This window comes from Streptomyces sp. NPDC029151, assembly GCF_055564315.1.
The window spans coordinates 559,901-579,463 of the sequence record NZ_JBVHWQ010000002.1 but is presented as its reverse complement, the minus strand read 5'-3'; the positions used below and the strand labels follow the sequence as shown (position 1 = coordinate 579,463).

Annotated in this window: 22 protein-coding genes; 5 read left to right on the top strand and 17 right to left on the bottom strand. The window is 71.2% G+C overall.

What is annotated here, in order from left to right; translation table 11 throughout:
* Positions 1-372: 372 nt before the first annotated feature.
* A complete protein-coding gene (locus ACZ4VF_RS10365) occupies positions 373-1,731 on the bottom strand; it encodes an alpha/beta hydrolase family protein (RefSeq protein ID WP_467924681.1) in 1,359 nt (452 codons plus the stop codon).
* 71 nt (positions 1,732-1,802) lie between these two features.
* Entirely contained in the window at positions 1,803-2,132 is a 330-nt protein-coding gene (locus ACZ4VF_RS10360; RefSeq protein ID WP_467924679.1) for a hypothetical protein, read from the bottom strand.
* A gap of 93 nt (positions 2,133-2,225) precedes the next feature.
* On the opposite strand from ACZ4VF_RS10360, the gene ACZ4VF_RS10355 reads away from it, so the two are divergent.
* Entirely contained in the window at positions 2,226-2,522 is a 297-nt protein-coding gene (locus ACZ4VF_RS10355) for an SCO0607 family lipoprotein (RefSeq protein WP_467924677.1), read from the top strand.
* A gap of 64 nt (positions 2,523-2,586) precedes the next feature.
* Here the strand turns inward: ACZ4VF_RS10355 and ACZ4VF_RS10350 are convergent, their stop codons facing one another.
* From ACZ4VF_RS10350 to ACZ4VF_RS10335, 4 genes are all read right to left on the bottom strand, one after another.
* Positions 2,587-3,282: an esterase/lipase family protein gene (locus ACZ4VF_RS10350; protein WP_467924675.1), complete on the bottom strand. Its 696-nt coding sequence runs from the start codon at positions 3,280-3,282 to the stop codon at positions 2,587-2,589.
* Between the two features lie 392 nt (positions 3,283-3,674).
* Positions 3,675-4,121: a hypothetical protein gene (locus ACZ4VF_RS10345; RefSeq protein ID WP_467924673.1), complete on the bottom strand. Its 447-nt coding sequence runs from the start codon at positions 4,119-4,121 to the stop codon at positions 3,675-3,677.
* A gap of 116 nt (positions 4,122-4,237) precedes the next feature.
* Positions 4,238-4,633, bottom strand: coding sequence for an ATP-binding protein (locus tag ACZ4VF_RS10340; protein WP_467924671.1), 396 nt, complete (start codon positions 4,631-4,633; stop codon positions 4,238-4,240).
* A complete protein-coding gene (locus ACZ4VF_RS10335) occupies positions 4,630-4,851 on the bottom strand; it encodes a hypothetical protein (protein WP_467924668.1) in 222 nt (73 codons plus the stop codon). The genes ACZ4VF_RS10340 and ACZ4VF_RS10335 overlap by 4 nt, the downstream gene beginning before the upstream one ends.
* 115 nt (positions 4,852-4,966) lie before the next feature.
* Here ACZ4VF_RS10335 and ACZ4VF_RS10330 point away from each other — a divergent pair, with 115 nt between their 5' ends.
* Positions 4,967-5,830 carry a helix-turn-helix domain-containing protein gene (locus tag ACZ4VF_RS10330; protein ID WP_467924667.1) on the top strand — a complete coding sequence of 288 codons (864 nt, stop codon included), beginning with the start codon at positions 4,967-4,969 and terminating at the stop codon, positions 5,828-5,830.
* Positions 5,802-6,083, top strand: a complete 282-nt coding sequence (locus tag ACZ4VF_RS10325) for a DUF397 domain-containing protein (RefSeq protein ID WP_467924665.1) — start codon at positions 5,802-5,804, stop codon at positions 6,081-6,083. Before ACZ4VF_RS10330 ends, ACZ4VF_RS10325 begins: the two co-directional genes overlap by 29 nt.
* Before the next feature lie 66 nt (positions 6,084-6,149).
* Here ACZ4VF_RS10325 and ACZ4VF_RS10320 read toward each other — a convergent pair whose 3' ends face one another.
* The 3 genes from ACZ4VF_RS10320 to ACZ4VF_RS10310 form a co-directional block, all read right to left on the bottom strand.
* Positions 6,150-8,093 (bottom strand): S53 family peptidase, encoded by a 1,944-nt coding sequence (locus ACZ4VF_RS10320; RefSeq protein ID WP_467924663.1) that lies wholly within the window; start codon positions 8,091-8,093, stop codon positions 6,150-6,152.
* A gap of 214 nt (positions 8,094-8,307) precedes the next feature.
* The gene (locus tag ACZ4VF_RS10315; protein ID WP_467924661.1) at positions 8,308-8,940 is read right to left on the bottom strand and encodes a DUF305 domain-containing protein; all 633 of its coding nucleotides are present in this window, start codon (positions 8,938-8,940) and stop codon (positions 8,308-8,310) included.
* Positions 8,937-9,620, bottom strand: a complete 684-nt coding sequence (locus ACZ4VF_RS10310) for a DUF3105 domain-containing protein (protein ID WP_467924659.1) — start codon at positions 9,618-9,620, stop codon at positions 8,937-8,939. Before ACZ4VF_RS10310 ends, ACZ4VF_RS10315 begins: the two co-directional genes overlap by 4 nt.
* Before the next feature lie 151 nt (positions 9,621-9,771).
* Between ACZ4VF_RS10310 and ACZ4VF_RS10305 the strand changes: the two genes are divergently transcribed.
* The gene (locus tag ACZ4VF_RS10305) at positions 9,772-10,227 is read left to right on the top strand and encodes an RrF2 family transcriptional regulator (protein WP_467924657.1); all 456 of its coding nucleotides are present in this window, start codon (positions 9,772-9,774) and stop codon (positions 10,225-10,227) included.
* A 28-nt stretch (positions 10,228-10,255) separates the two neighbouring features.
* On the opposite strand, the gene ACZ4VF_RS10300 is transcribed toward ACZ4VF_RS10305, so the two are convergent.
* Entirely contained in the window at positions 10,256-11,440 is a 1,185-nt protein-coding gene (locus ACZ4VF_RS10300; protein WP_467924655.1) for a globin domain-containing protein, read from the bottom strand.
* A gap of 307 nt (positions 11,441-11,747) precedes the next feature.
* Between ACZ4VF_RS10300 and glnA the strand changes: the two genes are divergently transcribed.
* The gene (gene glnA / locus ACZ4VF_RS10295) at positions 11,748-13,109 is read left to right on the top strand and encodes a type I glutamate--ammonia ligase (RefSeq protein ID WP_356160866.1); all 1,362 of its coding nucleotides are present in this window, start codon (positions 11,748-11,750) and stop codon (positions 13,107-13,109) included.
* Between the two features lie 101 nt (positions 13,110-13,210).
* Here the strand turns inward: glnA and ACZ4VF_RS10290 are convergent, their stop codons facing one another.
* The 7 genes from ACZ4VF_RS10290 to ACZ4VF_RS10260 form a co-directional block, all read right to left on the bottom strand.
* Positions 13,211-13,702, bottom strand: a complete 492-nt coding sequence (locus ACZ4VF_RS10290) for a hypothetical protein (RefSeq protein ID WP_467924653.1) — start codon at positions 13,700-13,702, stop codon at positions 13,211-13,213.
* Between the two features lie 148 nt (positions 13,703-13,850).
* Positions 13,851-14,924 carry a transglycosylase family protein gene (locus ACZ4VF_RS10285; protein WP_467924651.1) on the bottom strand — a complete coding sequence of 358 codons (1,074 nt, stop codon included), beginning with the start codon at positions 14,922-14,924 and terminating at the stop codon, positions 13,851-13,853.
* Between the two features lie 127 nt (positions 14,925-15,051).
* A complete protein-coding gene (locus ACZ4VF_RS10280) occupies positions 15,052-16,293 on the bottom strand; it encodes a hypothetical protein (protein WP_467924649.1) in 1,242 nt (413 codons plus the stop codon).
* Between the two features lie 98 nt (positions 16,294-16,391).
* On the bottom strand, positions 16,392-17,231 hold the full coding sequence (locus ACZ4VF_RS10275; protein WP_467924647.1) for a hypothetical protein: 840 nt from the start codon (positions 17,229-17,231) through the stop codon (positions 16,392-16,394).
* A 365-nt stretch (positions 17,232-17,596) separates the two neighbouring features.
* Complete coding sequence (locus ACZ4VF_RS10270) at positions 17,597-17,884, bottom strand: hypothetical protein (protein WP_467924645.1); 288 nt, start codon at positions 17,882-17,884, stop codon at positions 17,597-17,599.
* 21 nt (positions 17,885-17,905) lie between these two features.
* Positions 17,906-18,196, bottom strand: a complete 291-nt coding sequence (locus ACZ4VF_RS10265; protein ID WP_467924643.1) for a hypothetical protein — start codon at positions 18,194-18,196, stop codon at positions 17,906-17,908.
* 330 nt (positions 18,197-18,526) lie between these two features.
* A complete protein-coding gene (locus ACZ4VF_RS10260) occupies positions 18,527-19,516 on the bottom strand; it encodes a LuxR C-terminal-related transcriptional regulator (protein WP_467924641.1) in 990 nt (329 codons plus the stop codon).
* Positions 19,517-19,563 lie beyond the last annotated feature (47 nt).

Here is a 19,563-nt window from a genome sequence, read left to right as displayed (position 1 = left end):
CCGTGGGACCGGACGCCGGGGGGTTGGCGGGCCGGAGGGCGGTTCGTTCGGGCGGGTCGGTGAGCTGGGTGAGGGTGTGCCCGGTCACGGCTCGGCTGGGACTCGGTGCTCTTCGCGCCGTGGGACCGGACGCCGGGGGGTTGGCGGGCCGGAGGGCGGTTCGTTCGGGCGGGTCGGTGAGCTGGGTGAGGGTGTGCCCGGTCACGGCTCGGCTCGGCTCGGGTCCGGTGCTCTTCGCGCTGCGGAACCGGACGCCGGGGGGTTGGCGGGCCGGACCGCGGATCGCTCCGGCGGGTCGGCGAGCAGGCCGAGCCGCGACGGGGCGCCGGCCGGGAAGGCGTGCCGCCGGCCCCGGGGGGTGCCCGCGGGGCCTCAGCCGATGAACTGCACGTCCGGGTGGAGGGGGGAAGGGCCGTCCAACAGCGGCCGGCGGCGGCCGCGCAGGTGCCGGTCGAAGAAGGCGGTGAGGTAGGCCCGGCGGCTCGCGGTGAACCGTGCCGGATCCACGGTGCCGGTCATCCGGGTCGGCAGTCCTTGCGGCAGGGTGAGCCGCTCGGCGAGACCGGGGAGGACCGTCTGGTAGTCGGTGAACGAGTTGTGCTCGGCCGCCTCCACCCACAGGTCGCGTTTCCAGCCGGTGGAGTGCCGCCACATCGCCCGCCAGGACGGAGAGTGCTCGTGGGTGTGCGGCAACCTGCCGGACGGGCCCGTGAGCCAGGCCCCCATCTGCAGGAACGGCCGGTCCAGCCCGGCGCGGGCGACCGGCAGCAGCAGTCCGGGGTCGGTCCAGTCGTACCCGAGGGGGCCGTCGAGGTTGGCACCGGCACGGATCCGGCGGTCCACGCGCATCGCCTCGGCGGTCGTCATCCCGCCGAGCGAATGCCCGAACATACCGGTGCGCCCGAGGTCGAGGGCCTGGCCGAGACCGCGCGGCAGCGGCCGCTTCCCGGCGTCGGGGTTGCCGCCGCGCACGAGCACGGCGAGCTGGTCGAGGACGAACGGGATGTCGGCGACCCTGACCTCCAGTGCCGCCCTGGACCGGTCGGCGTCCCCCTCGATGCCGCCGAGGCCGGGCGCCGGCTCGACGACGCGGCCGTCGGGGAACTCGACGGCGTGCGCCTCGTGCACGGGGTCGACGGTGACCACCGCGTAGCCGTGGCTCGCCAGCTCCTCCACGGCGGTGGTGTCGAGGGTGCGCTCGTTGTACATGCCCGGCGAGTACAGCACCACGGGCAGCCGCCCGGCCCTGGGCGCCACGGCCACTCCCACACGCGCGTGGACGGCGAATCCGCCCCAGTCGACGGCCTCCTGGCCGACTTGGAGGATCCTCGCCGCGCCCGCCCCGAAGACCGCGGCCGCGCCCGCACGCATGTAGGACGCCCGGGGCCCGTCCTCCGCCGTGGCGCGGTCGGCCGGATACCAGACGCTCACCATGAGCTGCCGGAACTCCGACGCCGCCTCGCCGGCCCACCAGGGGCCACGACGTGTCCGGTCCACCAGGTGCAGTTCGGTGACACCGATCGGACACGGCCCGGTGGGGCGGGGGAGTTCGAGCCGTACGGGCCCGGCGGAGGCGGCCGGCGCGGCTGACGCGCGAGCAGCGGGACCCAGAGCCGAGGCGGCACCCAGTGCGGCCAAGGCCCCCGCGCGGGCCAGCAGCCCCCGCCGTGTCACGGATACGGCCGAAGAACCGGACTCGCCGGAGGAGTTGAGAGTGTCACTGAATCGCATGATGCGATCCTGGTAGCACCACGCACCGAGATGAATGGGGCTAGCCGGATAGTGTCCGGCGCCCGTCCGGCCTAGTCGCCGATGAACCAGAGACAGCTGCCCGGCGTGGCCGCGCAGGCCTCCAGCATCTCGGAGAGGTCGAGCAGCGCGGCTTCCTGGAAGGGGCTGGCGCACTCCCGTACGAGGGCGGCCACCTCCGGGAGGGCGGCCTGCGCGTCCTGGTCGGTGAAGCGGGTGTCCCGGTAAGGGTCGATCTGGGCGAGCCGGCCCCGGGTCACTCCCTCCAGGGCCAGCGCGAGCATCTCCCCGTGCTCGTGGGAGGCCCGGACGACGGTGTCCCGCCGCCGCGCCTTCCCTCGTGCCACCGTCTGCTTGACACGCAACTCCAGCTCTATGCCCATGGCACCTCCCAAGATGAGTACCGGTAATCATCACAGGCCCCCGGGTCACGACGAGACTTGCGGCACACGTCGACACGGAAGGCCCGCCCGCCCATGCTCCGGCACCGCCGCACCTCAGTCCTCCTCCTGGCCCTCGCAGGCGGAGCCGCGGCATCCCTGCCGACCGGCTGCGCCGGCTGGCAGGAACGGGTCTGCCGGTCCGGGGAGGACCCGGTGCTCGCGGTGAACGACTCGGGCAGCGACTGCGTGCCCCAGGGCAAGGAACCTGGTCCGGGACGGGGGCGGTACCCCCGGGGCAAGGTGCCGGTTCATGTGGGCGACGAGTGGGACCGGTACTGGTCCGACAAGACCCTTGACCAGAAGGGCCGAGTCGTTCCGCAGCCGCAGTGAAGCCGTACGGCCGCTGGTGACGCGTGACCGTCGGCGCGAGGGAAGCGGGAAGGGGGCCGCGGGTCTATCTGTTGACCATGTCCCGGGTTTGGGCGTAGACGGTCGCGTCGGTGAGCAGGTCCGTGTGGCCGAGGCAGCTGGTCTCGGTGTTGGCCGCGCCGGACAGGGGGACGGAGCTGTCGGGGTTGATCACCGTGTCGCAGGGCGACCACCAGGTCGCGTACCGGACCGAACCGGGTGTCTCGTCGCCGGAGTTGAGCGTCGTGAGGAAGGCCGAGCCGATACGCATCTCGGTACAGGACGTGTCGAAGCAGGTGTTGGCGCTGTCGGTCCCGTGGTTCGGGCCGCCCAGGGACACCCAGGCGTCGACCTTGCCCGTCCCCGCGAGGTTCTTGAGGTAGTAGCGCGAGGAGAGCCCGCCCATGGAGTGGCTGACGATGTCGACCTGGGAGGCGCCGGTCGCCGTGAGCAGGCGGTCGACCTCGGTGGAGAGCTGCTGGGCGGTCGTGGCGTTCGGCTGGTGCCAGTCGTACGTCCACTGGTCCAGGTAGGAGGACGGCCAGCCGTCGTTCCTGAAGCGGGAGGTCATGGTGTTCCAGTTGCTGCCGTCACCGGTGTAGCCGTGCACGAAGAGAATCGGGTTGCTGGTGGAGCTGCCGGCCGCCTGCGCTGCGGGAGCGGGCGCCTGGACGGCGAGGAGGACGCCGGTCGCGGCGACGGCCGTCGACACGAGGGATCTGTTCAGGAGGGTTCTCTGCACGGGGAGCCTCACGGGGAGCGGTGGGGAAACGCGCTCGACGGCGCGTCTGACGGGAACTGCGGGGCGTCTCCCGGGTTGCGGGAGGCCGTGCCTGAGGGCGAGTGGGGACGGCAGAAGGTGCCGGTTCGCCGCAGCCGCAGAGGAAGGACACCGGTGTTCGTTGAGGGGTGACCGGAGCGTACTGACCAGTAGGTATCAATGGTCAAGATGCGTGCGGCCAGTTTTTCGCCCGCCCCTTCATCTCAGTGACTGGCGCACTTGGGCCAAGCAGTGGAGGGCAAAGGCAGGTGAGCGTGGCGGGCTGCCGGGCGAGGGCTGGCCCACATCCGCCGATCACCAGTCCCGTGTGACGAGAGTGACCGAGGGGGCGCCAGAGGGGCCCTCCTCCTGCATCACAGGGCCCACCAGCAGTACAGCCGCTGACCGGACGTCTTAGCGCGCCGAGCCAGTCCGGCCAGGTTCTTGAGAGCAGTGGCCGCGTCCTCGACGCCCATCCCCAGCTGCCGGAGTTCGTCGGTCACCGACCACGGCTCGGCGAAGCGACCGAGGTCGCCCTGCGTCGCCGAGGCGAGGGCATCGATCAGGGTGTCCGACAAGCTGACCACGAACGGCGGGCCGTCCTCCGGCTCTGACAGCAGGTCTCCGGACCGCGGGCGTTCGCCGGCCTCTTCATGGCTACAGCCGGTCATGACGGCTTCGAGCTGGGCGATCGCGACGACCGGATCGATGTTCTTGAGGAAGACCACGTCGAGTTCCGTCTGCCCCGGGCCTCCCGGAGTCTGGAGTACCGCGACGGCAGTTTGGTCGTCAGCGGCAGAGAAGTAGTCACACAGCGTCATGCCGCGAGAGTCTCGCATGCACGGCCAGGGCAGGCGACGACCGACCACACGGTGCGAGCGTTGACACCACGTCCCCGCCCCACCCACGGCCGGCAAGCCGCCAGTCCCACCACTTGTCAGCATCCGGTCACATCAGTACCCCGCTCCCCGCCACAACTCCGCAGCTCGCACCACACCGTCTTCCGGTCCGGCCCCCGTTCCACGCCCCACCGCTCGGCGAGGGCGTCCACGAGGGCCAGTCCCCGCCCCGACTCCTCCGTCTCCGTGGCGGGCAGCAGGGCGGGCGACGCGCGCGGGTCGGGGTCGGTCACCTCGATCCGGGTACGGCCGTGACGGGCCGTACCGATCACCCGTACGGTCACCGGCGTGCCCTCGCCCAGGTGGTCGATCACGTTCGTCAGCAGCTCCGTCGCACACAGCCGTACGTCGTAGCCGTGGTCCCGGAGGCGGTCGCGCAGGTCCGGCGCCGCCTTCGGCGTCGCGAGCAACTCCAGCTCCAGCAGCGTCGTCACTCCGCCGCAGCCTTCCTCAGCACGGCGGCCAGCGCCCGCGCCGTGGCCGTGTTGCAGTTCCCGAGCGTGACGAGCCCGGCGGGCGGGGTGTACGTACCCGCGAAGCTCGGCAGGTCGACGCGGAGGGAGGGGAGCGTGATGCCGTGCAGGGCGAGCGCGGCGCGGAGGTCCTCGACGCAGAGGGTGACGTCGTAGGCGGTGGGGGAGCGGTCCGGCATGAGGGGCGGCAACCTTCTGTGCGGTCTGTGACGAACACCTCACAGAATGTCGCCGACGTCGCTACCGTGAAAGGGGTTTCGCGTTCGCGACCAGGGCAGCGGAGGTGGGTGAGCGGTGGCTCGCGGCAAGGACATCGACGGCTCGATGAGCGTCCCGACCTTCTACGGCAAGGAGTTGCGGTGGAAGAGGGAGGCGGCGGGGCTGTCGCTGGAGGCGTTCCTCGAAGGCAGTTTCTACGGCAAGACGTACCTCAGCGACATCGAGCGCGGTGAGCGGAGGATGCCGATCGATCTGGCTCGGCACGCGGATCGGGTACTTGGGACCGACGGCTTCTTCGAGCGGCATTGCGAGGACGTACGGAGGGCGCGGAGGGGGCCGCATGCCGCGTACTTCGAGAAGGTTCTGGAGGCGGAGAGGCACGCCGAGTGTATCGAGGAGTGGTGCCCCGTCACGCTCCCCGGGCTCCTCCAGATGGCCCCGTACGCGCGGGCGTTGGTTCGCTCGGCTCACCCGGGAGCCCTCGATGAGTGGGTGGAAGAGAAGGTGACGGCCCGTCTCGCGCGTGCCCGCATCTTCGAGGACGACCACACCACCCCGGAGTACTGGGCGATCCTGCACGAGTCGCTGATCGCGGAGCCGATCCTCCCTCCGCTGGAAATGGCGGAACAGCTCGACCGGGTCGTGGCCTTGGCCGAGCGGCGCCGGATCACTCCGCAGATCGTTCCGCGGACATGCGGTGCGTATCCCTTGATGGCCGCCTCCATCAAGGTCATGACATTCTCGGACGCGCCGCCGCTGCTCTACATCGAGGCGTCCTACAGTGGGGACACCATCGACGATCCGGCCCTCGTGAAGCAGTACCGCAAGGCATACGATCGGCTCAGGGCTGTCGCGCTGTCACCAGACACGTCCCTCGCCAAGATCAAGGCAGCGGCGGAGGATTACCGAAATGGCAAGCAACCGGATCGACTTGAGTGACGCTCTCTGGTTCAAGAGCAGCTACAGCAACGGTGACGGCGGGGATTGCGTAGAAGTCGCCGGCGACTTCCCCGGCGCCGCCCTCTGGCGCAAGTCGAGCTACAGCAACGGTGACGGCGGCAACTGCGTCGAAGTAGCGGACGGCATCCCCGGTCTCATCCCCGTCCGTGACTCCAAAACCCCCCACGGCCCGACCCTCCTCCTCACCCCCACCGCCTGGACCCCCTTCATCACCGCCCTCAAGTCCCGGTAAGCGCGCACGCGAAGGGGCGTGAGGCCCGAAGACCCCACGCCCCTTCAGTGAAGCGATCTCAGTGACTTACCGCCGCCGGAACGACTGCACGTACCCACCCGCGGGCGAACCCACGCCGGTCACGTCGTCGTAGCCCTTCACGGCCTTCAGCGAGCTGTCCTTGCCCAGGCTGCGGGCCGAGGTCGCGAGGCCGCCGGAGGCGTCGTGGCCGTTGACGAAGTCGATCCGTGCCACGGCCAGGCCGGAGCCCGTCGGGTCGTCCGTGACGTCGTGGTAGACGCCGGTCTTGCCGTACTTGGCGTAGATCGACGGGTTGGCGAAGCCGATGGCCTTGCCGCCGCGGGCCTCCTGGGCCAGCGCCTGGACCGCGGCGATCACCGGGGCGGCCAGCGACGTGCCGCCGATGCGGTACTCGCTGTACTGCTCGGTGCCGTCGGGGAAGGTCTGGGTCTGGCCCACCAGGAAGCCGGTGTTCGGGTCGGCGATGGCCGCGATGTCGGGGACGACGCGGTTGCCGGCGGCGTTGTTGGCCGTGGCCAGCTCCTTCGGCACGACCCCCTTCTGGTAGTACGGCTGCGGCACCGTCTTGCTGGTGCCGCCGCCCGCGCCGGAGGTGAACGTACCGGGGAAGCCGGCCCAGCTCTTGCCGTCGGCCGACAGGGACGCCTTCTCGGTGCCCCAGCCGGTCTCCCACAGGTACTTGTCGCCCTTGCCGACGGCCAGGGACGTGCCGCCGACCGCGGTCACCCAGGCGGAGTTGGCGGGAGTGTCGACCTGCTTCACACCGGTGTTGGCGACCTGGTCGCCGTCGTCGCCGGAGGAGAAGTAGAAGCCGATGCCCTGGACCGCGCCCAGCTGGAAGACCTGGTCGTACGCGGCGGCCAGGTCCGGCGTCTGGTTGGCCTCGACGTCGCCCCAGGAGTTGGAGACGATGTCGGCCAGGTGGTTGTCGACGACCTTGCTGAGGGAGTCCAGCAGGTCGTCGTCGTAGCAGGACGCCGCGCCGACGTAGGTGACGTCGGCGGCCGGTGCCACCGCGTGGACCGCCTCGACGTCCAGGGTCTCCTCGCCGTACCAGCCGGCGGCCCCGCACTCCTTGGTCTTGGTGTAGTTCTTCGGCAGCGCCTGGTGCAGCTGGCCGGTCTTCCAGGCCGCGTCACCGTTCTTCAGCGCGTACGTGCCCGCGTCGTAGGCGATGGTCGGGGAGGCGTACGCGTCCGTGATCGCGATGCGCACGCCGCGGCCCGTGTACGTGCCCGCGCCGTACGCGGCGCGCAGCTGCTTGCCCGTGTAGCCCTTGACCGCGTACGGGATCTTCGAGCCGTACGCGTCGGGGAGCGTCGTCGCGATGTTCGAGCCGTAGTAGGAGGAGAACGGCCCGGAGTTCTTGAACACCGCGTCGGGGGGCGGGAGCTGGTCGTCGTGGTGCGCCTTGTGCGGGGCGTTGTCCAGGCCGGTGACCGTGAGGACGGCGCCCTTCAGGGCGGCCGGGGCGGAGGCCGCGGCGGCCGGGGCGCGGTAGGTCTTCGAGCCCTTGGCGAAGTTGTGCAGCTGGGTGCCGAACGCCTTCTCGGCGGCGGCCACGTCACCGGAGACGGCGACGTAGTGCGGGGTGACCGCGGTGACGGTCAGCCCGGCCGACTTCAGCCAGGACGTGACCGCGCTGACCTGGGCCCTGGTGGCGCCGAAGCGGGCCTGGGCCTTCTTGGCGCTCAGGTACTTGCCGTACAGCGGCGAGCTGGGGTCGGACACCGCCTTGGCGTAGGCGGCGAGGCCGGCCGCGTCCTTGCCGGCGAGGTAGACGCGGGCCTTGACCTGCGCGCTGTCCGGGGTGGCGCCCTTGTCCGCCTTGGCCGTGGCCCACAGCGGCTTGGTGCCCTTCAGGACGTCACGAGCGGGGCTGTCCGCAGCGTGTGCCGCGGGTATGCCCAGCGCCAGCGCACCGGCGATCATGGGCAGTGTCGCTGCCATGCTCACACCGGCGCGCACGGTGGCGCGGTTGGATCTCATAGAACCCCCTGCGATGCGGTTCGCATGCATGTAGTGGTGGTCGGTACCACGTGGATGCGCGCGCCGGCCCGCGGCGGTGTCGGCCGGCGAATGGATCACACGATGGGGGCCACTCTTTCGATGAACCGTTCATGTCAGGGGAACGTAAAAGTCAAGAGAAGCTCAAGTAACCGCCTTCGTAGGAGGATTTGGCGCTTTCGTCCGGTCGGCGGTGTTACGAACGGGGTTGCGCGCCCCGCTCCTTGAGCATCCCGGCCATCAGCTCGATCTCCGACTGCTGCGCGTCGACCATGCCCTGCGCGAGCCGCTTCTCCACGCCGACCGTGCACTTGGCGACACAGCCCTCGGCCATGTGGATGCCGCCCTTGTGGTGAGCCGTCATCAGCTGGAGGTAGAGGATCTCGGCCTGCTTGCCGCTGAGCGACTGGAGCTTCTTCAGCTCGGTGTTGGTCGCCATGCCCGGCATCAGCGCGCCGTCCTTGCCGGAGGCCATGCCGCCCATGCCCATCCAGGTCATCGGCGGGTCGGCGGACACCTTGGGCAGCTCCCACAGGTCCAGCCAGCCCAGCAGCATCCCACGCTGGTTGGCCTGGGTCTGCGCGATGTCGTACGCGAGCCGCCGCACCTCCTCGTTGCCGGTGCGGTCCCGCACGATGTACGACATCTCGACGGCCTGCTGGTGGTGGACGGCCATGTCCCGCGCGAAGCCGGCGTCCGCCGACCGGGCGTCCGGCGTCTTCACCTCCGAGCCGCCGGTGTCCTCGGCGACCGCGTACGTGATCGCGCCGGCCGCGACGAGCACCGCCGCCGCGGCCCCCGCGGCCCAGCCGATGTGCTGCCGCCTCACTTCATGACCCCGCCGGTGCACGAGGCGCCCGGTTCGGGCGTCTGCCGGCCCTGCACGTAGGTGGCGAAGAACTTGTCCACTTCCGGATCCTTCGCGCTCTTCACCGTCACCTGGTGACCCCACGCCGACAGGATCAGCGGGGCCTCCTGGTTCTCGTACGGGCTCATCAGCGAGTACGGCGTCTTCTTCACCTTGGCCGCGAGCGCGTCGACGTCCGCCTTCGGCGCCTTGCCGGTGTACGTCACCCAGACCGCGCCGTGCTCCAGCGCGTGCACGGCGTTCTCGTCCGCCACCGGCTTGGTGTAGACGTCGCCGTTGCAGTTCAGCCACACCGGGTTGTGGTTGCCGCCGACCGGCGGGTGCATCGGGTACGACACCTTGGTCGTCACGTGCGTCCGGGACAGCTTGCCCGACCAGGTCCTCACCCCGTCCTTGCCGGTGGTGAAGTGCCCGGAGTCCCCGGAGCCCTTGGCGTCGCCGCTCGGGGTGGCCTGGTCCTTGCCGGAGTCGTCCTGCGACCTGACCAGGACCACGCCGCCGACGACGAGACCCACGACGACCACCGCACTGGCGGCGATGGTGAGCACCCGGTTGCGGCGCTCGCGGGCGCGCTCCGCGCGCCGCATCTCCTCGATGCGCGCCTTGCGCGCCGCGGTGCTGCTGTTCTTGCCGGAACCCATGAGGCGTGTCCTTCTGCGGAAGGGGACGTGGACGGTGGGGCTCGCTGATCGTAGTGCGGCGGGGCCGCACTTCCGTAGGGAGGGCACCGGAACCGGATGAACCGGAGCCGGGAAATTTGAAGGGGGGATGCGCATTATCTACGCTCGCGGTATGCGGCTGCTGCGCTCCACCGACCTGGCCCTGCGCGTCCTGATGCGACTCGCCGTCGTCGCCGACGCCGTGCCCACGACCCGCCAGGTCGCCGCGGACATGGACGTCCCCTACACGCACGCCGCGAAGGTCGTCGCCGAGCTGCAGCGCCTGGGCCTGGTCCACGCCCGGCGCGGCCGGGGCGGGGGGCTGGCGCTGACGGAGCGGGGGCGTACGGCGTCGGTGGGCGCGGTGGTGCGGACCTTCGAGGGCGACGGGGACGTGGTGGACTGCGAGGGGGCCGCCCAGGGAACGCCTCCCTGCCCGCTGCGCTCCGGCTGCCGTCTGCGGGGTGCCCTGCGCGGGGCGCGGGAGGCGTTCTACGCGGCGCTGGACTCCGTCACCCTCGCCGAGATCGTCGACGAGCCGACGGGGCCGTTGCTGCTGGGGATCTCCCGGAGTCCGGGCCCGGACTGAGCGCCTCTCGCGGGCGCCGCCCGCCGGCTCAGTCCTGCGCCAGCCACAGGTCCGGCCCGAACACCTCGTAGTGGATGTCGGCCGGAGCCACGCCCTTCTCGATCAGCTGCGTGCGGACCGCGCGGAGGAAGGGCAGCGGGCCGCACAGGTACGCGCGCGTGCCGGGCCGCACGGCGATGTCCGTCAGGTCGACCAGGCCGGTCCGGGCGCCGGGCCCGGCGCCCCGCTCGTAGAAGACGTGCACGCGGGCGTCGGGCAGCTTGCCGGCGTAGGCCGTGTGGTCGGCGCGCAGCGCGTGGTCGGCGGGGGAGCGGTCGCCGTGGACGACGGTGACCGGGGCGCGGTGGCCACGGGCGGCGAGGTCGGCCAGCATCGCGACCATCGGGGTCACGCCGATGCCGGCCGAGGCGAGCAGCAGGGGGGTGTCGGGCGCGTCGGAGAGGGTGAGGTCGCCGAAGGGCTCGGAGAGTTCCAGGACGTCGCCGGGGCCTACGTGCGCGTGAAGGTGGTTCGAGACCTCGCCGTCGGGCGTGGCCCGGCCGTGCACGCGCTTGACGCTGATCTGGCGCACCGCCTCGCCGGGCGCCCCCGACAGGCTGTACTGCCGGATCTGCCGGGCGTCGTCCGGCAGGGCGACGCCCACGGAGACGTACTGCCCGGCGCGGAAGGCGGCCACCGGGCCGCCGTCGGCCGGTCGCAGGCGGAGGGTGACGACGTCCGCCGTCTCCTCGACCCGCTCCACGACCTCCCACGGGCGCAGGCCCGGACCGCCGCTCTCCTCGTACAGCCGCTTCTCGATCGCGATCAGCGCGTTCGCCATCAGCCAGTACACCTCGTCCCAGGCGGCGGCGACCTCCGGGGTGACGGCCTCACCGAGGACCTCGGCGATGGCGGCGAAGAGGTGCTGGTGGACGACGTCGTACTGCTCGGGGGCGACGCCGAGGGAGGCGTGCTTGTGGGCGATGCGGCCGAGCATCGCGTCCGGCCGCGTCCCGGGATGGTCCAGCAGGTGCGTGGCGAAGGCGGCGATCGAACCGGCGAGGGCCTGCCGCTGGGTGCCGGCCGCCTGGTTGCCGCGGTTGAACAGGTCGCGCAGCAGGTCGGGGTGGGCGTCGAAGAGGCGGGCGTAGAAGCGCTCGGTGATCTCGCCGATCGCCGCGCCGACGGCGGGCAGGGTGGCACGGACGGTGGCTGCGGACTGCTCGGTCAGCATCGGGACTCCTCGGAGAACTCGGCTGATCGGCACGCTATGAAAACTTGTATTTGGGATGCAAATTAAATGGGCGTGGTGTCGGTCACGGAGGAAGCGGATCGGCCGTTACGGATGCCGGTGCGAGCAGGCAAGATGGGCGGCAGAGAAGGACACCTGCCGTACGAGAGGCGTTCAGGCCGAGGACGCTCGGGCGATCAAGGTCCGCAACGCGCGTGAAATGGTGTTGTGGTGGGATGCTCAGGTGCCCGACCGCCTCCCGTGGCACGGGGGACAGGCGGCCTGACCAGCAAGGATGGGGAAGCGGAAGATGGACAAGCAGCAGGAGTTCGTGCTCCGGACCTTGGAGGAGCGTGACATCCGGTTCGTACGCCTGTGGTTCACGGACGTGCTGGGCTTCCTCAAGTCCGTCGCCGTGGCCCCCGCGGAGCTGGAACAGGCCTTCGACGAGGGCATCGGCTTCGACGGCTCCGCCATCGAGGGCTTCGCCCGGGTCTACGAGTCCGACATGATCGCCAAGCCGGACCCGTCCACCTTCCAGGTCCTGCCGTGGCGCGCGGAGACTCCCGGCACGGCCCGCATGTTCTGCGACATCCTCATGCCGGACGGCTCCCCGTCCTTCGCCGACCCGCGCTACGTCCTCAAGCGCGCCCTCGCCCGCACCTCCGACCTGGGCTTCACCTTCTACACCCACCCGGAGATCGAGTTCTTCCTGCTGAAGGACCGACCGCTGGACGGCTCCCGCCCCACCCCGGCCGACAACTCCGGCTACTTCGACCACACCCCGACCAACGTCGGCATGGACTTCCGCCGCCAGGCGATCACCATGCTGGAGTCGATGGGCATCTCGGTGGAGTTCTCCCACCACGAGGGCGCCCCCGGCCAGCAGGAGATCGACCTCCGCTACGCCGACGCGCTGTCCACGGCCGACAACATCATGACGTTCCGCCTGGTCATGAAGCAGGTGGCGCTGGAGCAGGGCGTCCAGGCGACCTTCATGCCGAAACCGTTCTCCGAGCACCCCGGCAGCGGCATGCACACCCACCTGTCCCTCTTCGAGGGCGACCGCAACGCGTTCTACGAGTCCGGCGCGGAGTACCAGCTCTCCAAGGTCGGCCGCTCCTTCATCGCGGGCCTGCTGCGGCACGCGGCGGAGATCTCCGCGGTCACCAACCAGTGGGTGAACTCCTACAAGCGCATCTGGGGCGGCTCCGAGCGCACGGCGGGCGCCGGCGGCGAGGCCCCCTCCTACATCTGCTGGGGCCACAACAACCGCAGCGCCCTGGTCCGCGTCCCGATGTACAAGCCCGGCAAGACGGGCTCCGCGCGCGTGGAGGTCCGCTCCATCGACTCCGGCGCGAACCCCTACCTGGCCTACGCCGTCCTCCTCGCCGCCGGCCTGAAGGGCATCGAGGAGGGCTACGAGCTCCCGCCCGGCGCCGAGGACGACGTCTGGGCCCTGTCCAACGCCGAGCGCCGCGCCATGGGCATCGAGCCCCTCCCGCAGAACCTCGGCGAGGCCCTGACCCTCATGGAGGGCAGCGACCTGGTCGCCGAGACGCTGGGCGAACACGTCTTCGACTTCTTCCTCCGGAACAAGAAGTCGGAGTGGGAGGAGTACCGCAGCGAGGTCACCGCCTTCGAGCTGCGGAAGAACCTGCCGGTGCTGTAGGGGCGGGTCGGGCCGTTATGAGGTCCTGATCATCCGTGCGGCCGATCGCTGCCTGGCGGTCGGCCGCACGGGCTTCGGGTGGCGGAGCGAGACCGGTCGGATCAGAGGGCGTCGATCCGCCAGGCGATCATGCCGGTCGACCCCTCGGTGCCGTCGACGTCGATGCGGACCGGCTCGTCCGCGGTGATCCGCTGCTGAACCACCGACCTGTCGCAGGGCACCGTGGCCTTCCTGCCGGCGCCGGCGGGCACGAAGGCCAGCCGCGCGTCCCCGTCGCCCGCGCACGCGAGACTGATGCGGTAGGTCTTTCCGCCGCGCAGCGTGGGTTCGCTGTGGACACCGTCGGTCACGCGTTCCGCGCCGGCCTCGACGAGCGTTCCGCCGCGGACGGCGGCTAGAGCCGCCTGGGCCTGCTCGCCGAGCGCTTCCTCCGGCTGCCTGGTTGCCGTTCGAGTCGGACTCGGTGCCGCCGACGGTGAGGAACCCGTTGTGTCCTCGCCGTTGCCGGATGTCGTGCACGAGGTGAGCAGGAACGCCGACACCAAGACGGAGTATCCGGTGAGCCGGGCCTTGCGCGGGCTCCGATGGGTCATGACGTGGTTTCCCCGTACTTCCAGTCGAATCCCGACGTGTGTGAACGTGAACACAACAAGTGTCACTTTACCGAGCGGAATTGAGCGTCAGCAGGGCGTGCCCCGCACCGGGAGGGTGCGGGGCACGTCGCTGGTCAGGGGCTCCGGATCACTGGCCGTCCCAGTCGCCGGCGACGGGGATCATGCCGGTGGCGCCGTAGACGAAGGTGGCGGAGGGGTCGTTGTTGGTGTTGGAGTTGTTGATGTCGAAGTTGTGGGTCTTGGGGTTCCAGACGCTGACGGTGTCCTTGCCGTCGCCGTTGAAGTCGCCGGTGACGGCGATGTCGCCGGGGGTGCCGTAGCTGATGGTGTAGTCGTTGCCGCCGGCGGTGGTGGTGTTGCGGAGGTAGACGGTGTGGGTGGTGTCGTCGTACATGCCGATGCCGTCGGCGCCGATGCCGTCCCAGTCGCCGGCGAGGGGCTGCATGCCGTCGCCGCCGTAGACGAAGGTCTTTTCGGCCGGGCCTGGGGTGTTGGAGTTGCGCAGGTAGAAGGTGTGGTTGGAGGGGCGCCAGACGCCGATGGTGTCGGTGCCGTTGCCGTCCCAGTCGCCGACGATGGGGATGTCGCCTGCGCTGCCGAAGGAGACGGTGTAGTCGTTGCCGCCGGCGCTGGGGCTGTTGCGCAGGTAGAAGGTGTGGTTGGCGGAGTCGTACATGCCGACGCCGTCGGTGCCTATGCCGTCCCAGTCGCCCGTGACGGGCTGCATGCCGGTGGCGCCGAAGACGAAGTCCTTGTCGTTCGGGCCGGCGCTCAGGGCGTTGCGCAGGTGGAAGTTGTGGTCGGCCGGGTTCCACACACCGATGCCGGCGCTGGTGTACGTCGGGTACGGGACGGCGTGGTCGTCTCCCAGGCCGGCCCGCGGGCCGCACGTGGGCCAGGCACCTTCGCCCTGACTGGCCAGGACCTTCTCGCCGATGAGGATCTGCTGCTTCTTGGTGGCGAGGTCCGGCCGCGAGGCGTAGGCGCCACCGCCGTAGGCGTTCCAGGTGGAGAGGCTGAACTGGAGCCCGCCGTAGTAGCCGTTGCCGGTGTTGATGGCCCAGTTGCCGCCGCTCTCGCAGTCGGCGACCTTGTCCCAGGTCGTGACGGAGGCTGCCTGGGCCGTGGCGGTCTGGAGGCCGAGGACGGCGGCGGCCAGGGCGGTGGTCAGTGCCAGGGTGCGGATGCGGCGGGCGGACATGGGAGGACTCCAGGTGGCGTGAGGCGTGCGGGAAGAGGGCGACGGCGGTGCGCGCGGGGGAGAGGGACGGCGGCGCCGGGGAGGTGACGGGCCCCGGCGCCGCCGGAGGGGTGAGGGGGCCGGAGGACTACTGGCCGTCCCAGTCGCCGGCGACGGGGATCATGCCGGTGGCGCCGTAGACGAAGGTGGCGGAGGGGTCGTTGTTGGTGTTGGAGTTGTTGATGTCGAAGTTGTGGGTCTTGGGGTTCCAGACGCTGACGGTGTCCTTGCCGTCGCCGTTGAAGTCGCCGGTGACGGCGATGTCGCCGGGGGTGCCGTAGCTGATGGTGTAGTCGTTGCCGCCGGCGGTGGTGGTGTTGCGGAGGTAGACGGTGTGGGTGGTGTCGTCGTACATGCCGATGCCGTCGGCGCCGATGCCGTCCCAGTCGCCGGCGAGGGGCTGCATGCCGTCGCCGCCGTAGACGAAGGTCTTTTCGGCCGGGCCTGGGGTGTTGGAGTTGCGCAGGTAGAAGGTGTGGTTGGAGGGGCGCCAGACGCCGATGGTGTCGGTGCCGTTGCCGTCCCAGTCGCCGACGATGGGGATGTCGCCTGCGCTGCCGAAGGAGACGGTGTAGTCGTTGCCGCCGGCGCTGGGGCTGTTGCGCAGGTAGAAGGTGTGGTTGGCGGAGTCGTACATGCCGACGCCGTCGGTGCCTATGCCGTCCCAGTCGCCCGTGACGGGCTGCATGCCGGTGGCGCCGAAGACGAAGTCCTTGTCGTTCGGGCCGGCGCTCAGGGCGTTGCGCAGGTGGAAGTTGTGGTCGGCCGGGTCCCACATACCGATACCGGCGGTGGAGTTGTCGACGATGTGGTTGTAGCGGTAAGCGCCGTAGTAACTGGTGGGCCAGCCCTCGATGCTCGCGTTGTTGATGTTGGCGGCGGTGGGGCCGTGCGTGGGGTTGTTCGGGTTGGACTCCGCGTAGTAGGTGAAGTCACCGTTGGCCTTGTTCGTCCACTTGTTGAAGATGAACGTGTGGGCGTCGGTGTAGTCGAGGATGTCGCCGCCCTGCAGCTGGCTGTAGCCGATCTTCGTGGAGACGCTGGGCAGCGTCCACGTCGTCAGGCTGTCCTTGAGGTGCCAGGCCATGGAGACGTAACCCGAACAGTCCTCTCTGTACGTGCCGTTGGCGTCGGTCTTGTAACCGCCCTGGTTGTAGGGGACGTTCTCGTCCACCCAGCTCTGGGCACGGGCGAGGACCTCACCGCGGGTGATGGGCCCGCCGACGGTGGACGCGGCGTGCGCGGCCGGGGCGTTGAGGAGGGGGAAGGCCATGGCCGCGGCGACGGTGGCGATGGCGGACAGGCGCAGGGTGCGGGAACGGCGGGACATGGGCGTGATTCCTTCGCTGGATGTGAACGTGGAAGTGAACGTGGACGCGGATGTACTCGGGTGCGGCCGGGGGTGCGGGGGCCGCGGTACGTCGCGGATCAGCGGGAGAGGGCGCGCAGCGTCGCCCGGTCGTCACGGGTGTCGTAGGAGTGCTGCGGGCCCCTTCCGCGCTGCTCGGTGAACTGCAGGACGGTCACCGTGGCGCCGCGGTGGACCAGGTAGACGTGGTTGGTCTGGGGGCCGGGGGCCGACATGCCGGCCACGCCGGTCCACCGCCGGGCGTAGGCGGCGGCGTCCGCGGCGGCCGCGGTGCGCTCGACGCGGGCGTCGGTGACCACACCGGCCTTGCGCTGCGCGGCGCGTGAGCCGGTCTCGCAGCCGTCCATGTCCGCGAGGAGCCGCCGGTAGGCGGTGGTCGCGGCGGCGGGCGTCGTGAAAGTGAAGGAGTCCTCGATGGCCGGGGTGTTGAAGCCGCTGACGTAGCCCTGCTGCTGCCAGGCGGTCGCGCCGCGGACGGTGGCGCACTCGTTGAGCCGCGTGTCGTGACCGACAGGACGGTTGTTCGCCGGCCCCATCGGCTTCCACCGGGCGGCTGCGGCGTCGGGCAGGCTCTTTGCGGGCAGCGGCTCGGGGGGCGTGGGTGTGGCTGCCGGGGAAGCGGTGCGGTGGCCGGCCGTTGCGGGACCGGCGGTGGGACCGGGTGCGGTGCGGGTGTGGCGTGGTGTGCCGGCGGGTGACGGTGTGCCCTGCGCGCTGCCCGGGGCCGGGGCGGCGGGAGTGGGGGGCGTGTGGTGCGCGGTGGGAGCGGAGGCCGCGGCGGCGGTCACCGTGGTGGCGGGTTCGGCGGCGCCCGTGGTCAGGGCCACGGTCGCGCCGGCCGCGGTGAGGGCGGACAGGGCCAGCGTCGTACGGACGATCAGCGTTTTCCTGCTGGGCACGGCGGTTCTCCAGGGAAGTCCGGGTGGGATGGGCGGGCAGGGGGATGCGCGTGGGCGGGCGGCGTCGTGTGCCGGGGAGGGGAAGCGAGGGGAGCCGGGCGTCGGCGGGGTGTCGCGGTGAAGGGGCCCGGGGGCCGTGCGACGGGGTGGCGGCCGTGGCGCGGCGGTCGTCGGGGTGCCGGCGGGCGGTGGGAAGAACCGCCTTCGGGACCACCCCGCTCCGGAGGGCCGACCGCGGTGGGCGGCGTGCCGCTCCGCTCGGGGCGGGTGACGCGGGCGCGGGAGCGCGATGGCCGGTCGTGGCGGCCTCCGTGCCCGGCGGTGCGGGCCGGTGGCGCGGTGTGGCCGGGGGTGGTGACGGTCGGTCAGTCGCCCTGGCGGGGACGGAGCCGGGTGGGTGTCGGCAGGGTCGCCGAGTAGCCGTGCGCGGCGACCGGTTCCCGTACCCGGTCGAACAGGTGGCTCACCCGGGTGACGGCGTCGACGTCGGATGCGGCGCGGACGAAGCACACCACTTCCAGATCCGTGCGCCGGGGGCGGACTCGTACGTGCTCCAGACCGGCGCCCGGAACGGCGTGCGCCCACAGCAGGTCGTGTACGAGCGGGCAGATCGCCGCGGAGGGAGCGGAGTGGCTGTGCGCCCGTAAGGTCACGCTGACGATGCGCACCGCCGCTCAGTCCGTGCCGATGGCGGCGGCCGCGGCCACCGGCTGGGAGGTGTCGGCGCGCTCGCTGTCCCAGCCGATGACGCCGGCCAGGGTCACGTCGGCGGGCTCGCTGTCCCAGCCGATGACGCCGGCCAGGGTCACGTCGGCGGGCTCGCTGTCCCAGCCGATGACGCCGGCCACCGTCGCGTCGGCGGGCTCGCTGTCCCAGCCGATGACCCCGGTCGCCGCGAGAGCGGCCGTGGACAGGACGAGGGCGAGGGTGCCGGTGGTGATCAGACGGCGGGCGGTGCGGAGCATGACAATCCCCCTGGCGGTGTGACGGTGGTGGTGCGGAGCGTCGGTCCGGTGGTGAGGGGGCCGGCCGGCTGGCCGGCCCGTCTCCCTCCCGGTGATCACCATCCTGCGGGTCGCACCACCGGCGCGGAAGGCATCCCCGCTGGCACCAAGGTGGTTGGCACCAAGGTGCCTCCGCGTCCGCAGGAGCCCTCGCCCTGCCGTGGTCCAAAGGGGGAGGCCGGTGAACCCGGGCGGGCGGACGGGTGGTCCGCGCGTGGGGATACGACTCCGCCCCGGCCGGATCGTGCCGGCCGGGGCGGAGACTTCGGGGCCGTCAGGCCCTACGGCTGCTCAGAGCCAGCCCCGCTGGGCGGCCTTGAGCCCCGCCTCGAAGCGGCTGGACGCCCCCAGGCGCTCCATCAGGGCGGCCATCTGGCGCCGCACCGTCCGCAGGGACACCCCCAGCCGCTTGCCCGCGGCCTCGTCCGTCATCCCGGAGGCCAGCAGTTTGAGCAGTTCCCGTTCGGCGGGGGAGATCCCGCCGTCCTCGGCGGGACCGCGGTGGTCGGCGCCGAGGGGAACCGCGGACCGCCAGGTCTGTTCGAACAGGGCGAGCAGGGACGCGACGATGCCGGGAGCATGGGTGCACAGGGCGCCCAGGCGGGTGTTGGCCGGATCGATGGGTACCACGGCGACCCGCCGGTCGAAGATGAGCATGCGGGGCGGCAGCAGCGGGCTGGTGCGCACCTGCCCGCCCCGCTCGGTGATCCAGCGGGCGTAGGCCGCGGTGGCCGCGTCGTTGCGCGCACTGTCCTGGTAGACCGTCAGGAGCTGCACACCCCGGTCCAGCGCCCGTTCGTCCAGCGGCCTGGACGCGTCCAGGCTGGCCTGCGACTGGGCCCCGCCCGGCTCGATGGCCCGGCACTCCTCCCGCAGATCGCCGGCCAGGCTCTCCAGGCGGCGCTGGATGGCGTCCAGACCGACGAGCCGCTCGGCACCGTCCTCACGGACACCCGGCCGCAGCGTGGCGAACTCGGCGACGGTCCGGGCCACGGCCTCCCGGCTGCGGGCCAGCTCCTCCTGGCGGCGCAGCAGGTCCGCTTCCTGACGTCGCAGGATGATGTCCAGTCCGAGCTCGGGGCTGACCGCCCGCAGCATCCCGGGGGTCTCCCGGGACGGCTGGAGCAGCTGCAGGTCCACCAGCCGGTCCAGGCACTCCCGTACCTCCGCCTCGCCGAGCGCCAGCCGTGCGCCCAACTCGGCCACACCGTCGTCCTCATGGACCAGCAGGGCCCGGTAGACCGCGTCCACCGACCGATCGAGCCCCAGTGCTTCCAGCACGCGACACACCCCCAGTACACACATGTCCGCTCTCGGACAACAGTTCG

What these genes read in the sequence shown, in the direction of transcription:
- ACZ4VF_RS10365 (WP_467924681.1), bottom strand. Translation starts at nt 1,731, where the DNA reads ATGCGATTCAGTGACACTCTCAACTCCTCCGGCGAGTCCGGTTCTTCG.
- ACZ4VF_RS10360 (WP_467924679.1), bottom strand. Translation starts at nt 2,132, where the DNA reads ATGGGCATAGAGCTGGAGTTGCGTGTCAAGCAGACGGTGGCACGAGGG.
- ACZ4VF_RS10355 (WP_467924677.1), top strand. Translation starts at nt 2,226, where the DNA reads ATGCTCCGGCACCGCCGCACCTCAGTCCTCCTCCTGGCCCTCGCAGGC.
- ACZ4VF_RS10345 (WP_467924673.1), bottom strand. Translation starts at nt 4,121, where the DNA reads ATGACGCTGTGTGACTACTTCTCTGCCGCTGACGACCAAACTGCCGTC.
- ACZ4VF_RS10335 (WP_467924668.1), bottom strand. Translation starts at nt 4,851, where the DNA reads ATGCCGGACCGCTCCCCCACCGCCTACGACGTCACCCTCTGCGTCGAG.
- ACZ4VF_RS10325 (WP_467924665.1), top strand. Translation starts at nt 5,802, where the DNA reads ATGGCAAGCAACCGGATCGACTTGAGTGACGCTCTCTGGTTCAAGAGC.
- ACZ4VF_RS10320 (WP_467924663.1), bottom strand. Translation starts at nt 8,093, where the DNA reads ATGAGATCCAACCGCGCCACCGTGCGCGCCGGTGTGAGCATGGCAGCG.
- ACZ4VF_RS10310 (WP_467924659.1), bottom strand. Translation starts at nt 9,620, where the DNA reads ATGGGTTCCGGCAAGAACAGCAGCACCGCGGCGCGCAAGGCGCGCATC.
- ACZ4VF_RS10305 (WP_467924657.1), top strand. Translation starts at nt 9,772, where the DNA reads ATGCGGCTGCTGCGCTCCACCGACCTGGCCCTGCGCGTCCTGATGCGA.
- ACZ4VF_RS10300 (WP_467924655.1), bottom strand. Translation starts at nt 11,440, where the DNA reads ATGCTGACCGAGCAGTCCGCAGCCACCGTCCGTGCCACCCTGCCCGCC.
- glnA (WP_356160866.1), top strand. Translation starts at nt 11,748, where the DNA reads ATGGACAAGCAGCAGGAGTTCGTGCTCCGGACCTTGGAGGAGCGTGAC.
- ACZ4VF_RS10290 (WP_467924653.1), bottom strand. Translation starts at nt 13,702, where the DNA reads ATGACCCATCGGAGCCCGCGCAAGGCCCGGCTCACCGGATACTCCGTC.
- ACZ4VF_RS10285 (WP_467924651.1), bottom strand. Translation starts at nt 14,924, where the DNA reads ATGTCCGCCCGCCGCATCCGCACCCTGGCACTGACCACCGCCCTGGCC.
- ACZ4VF_RS10280 (WP_467924649.1), bottom strand. Translation starts at nt 16,293, where the DNA reads ATGTCCCGCCGTTCCCGCACCCTGCGCCTGTCCGCCATCGCCACCGTC.
- ACZ4VF_RS10265 (WP_467924643.1), bottom strand. Translation starts at nt 18,196, where the DNA reads ATGCTCCGCACCGCCCGCCGTCTGATCACCACCGGCACCCTCGCCCTC.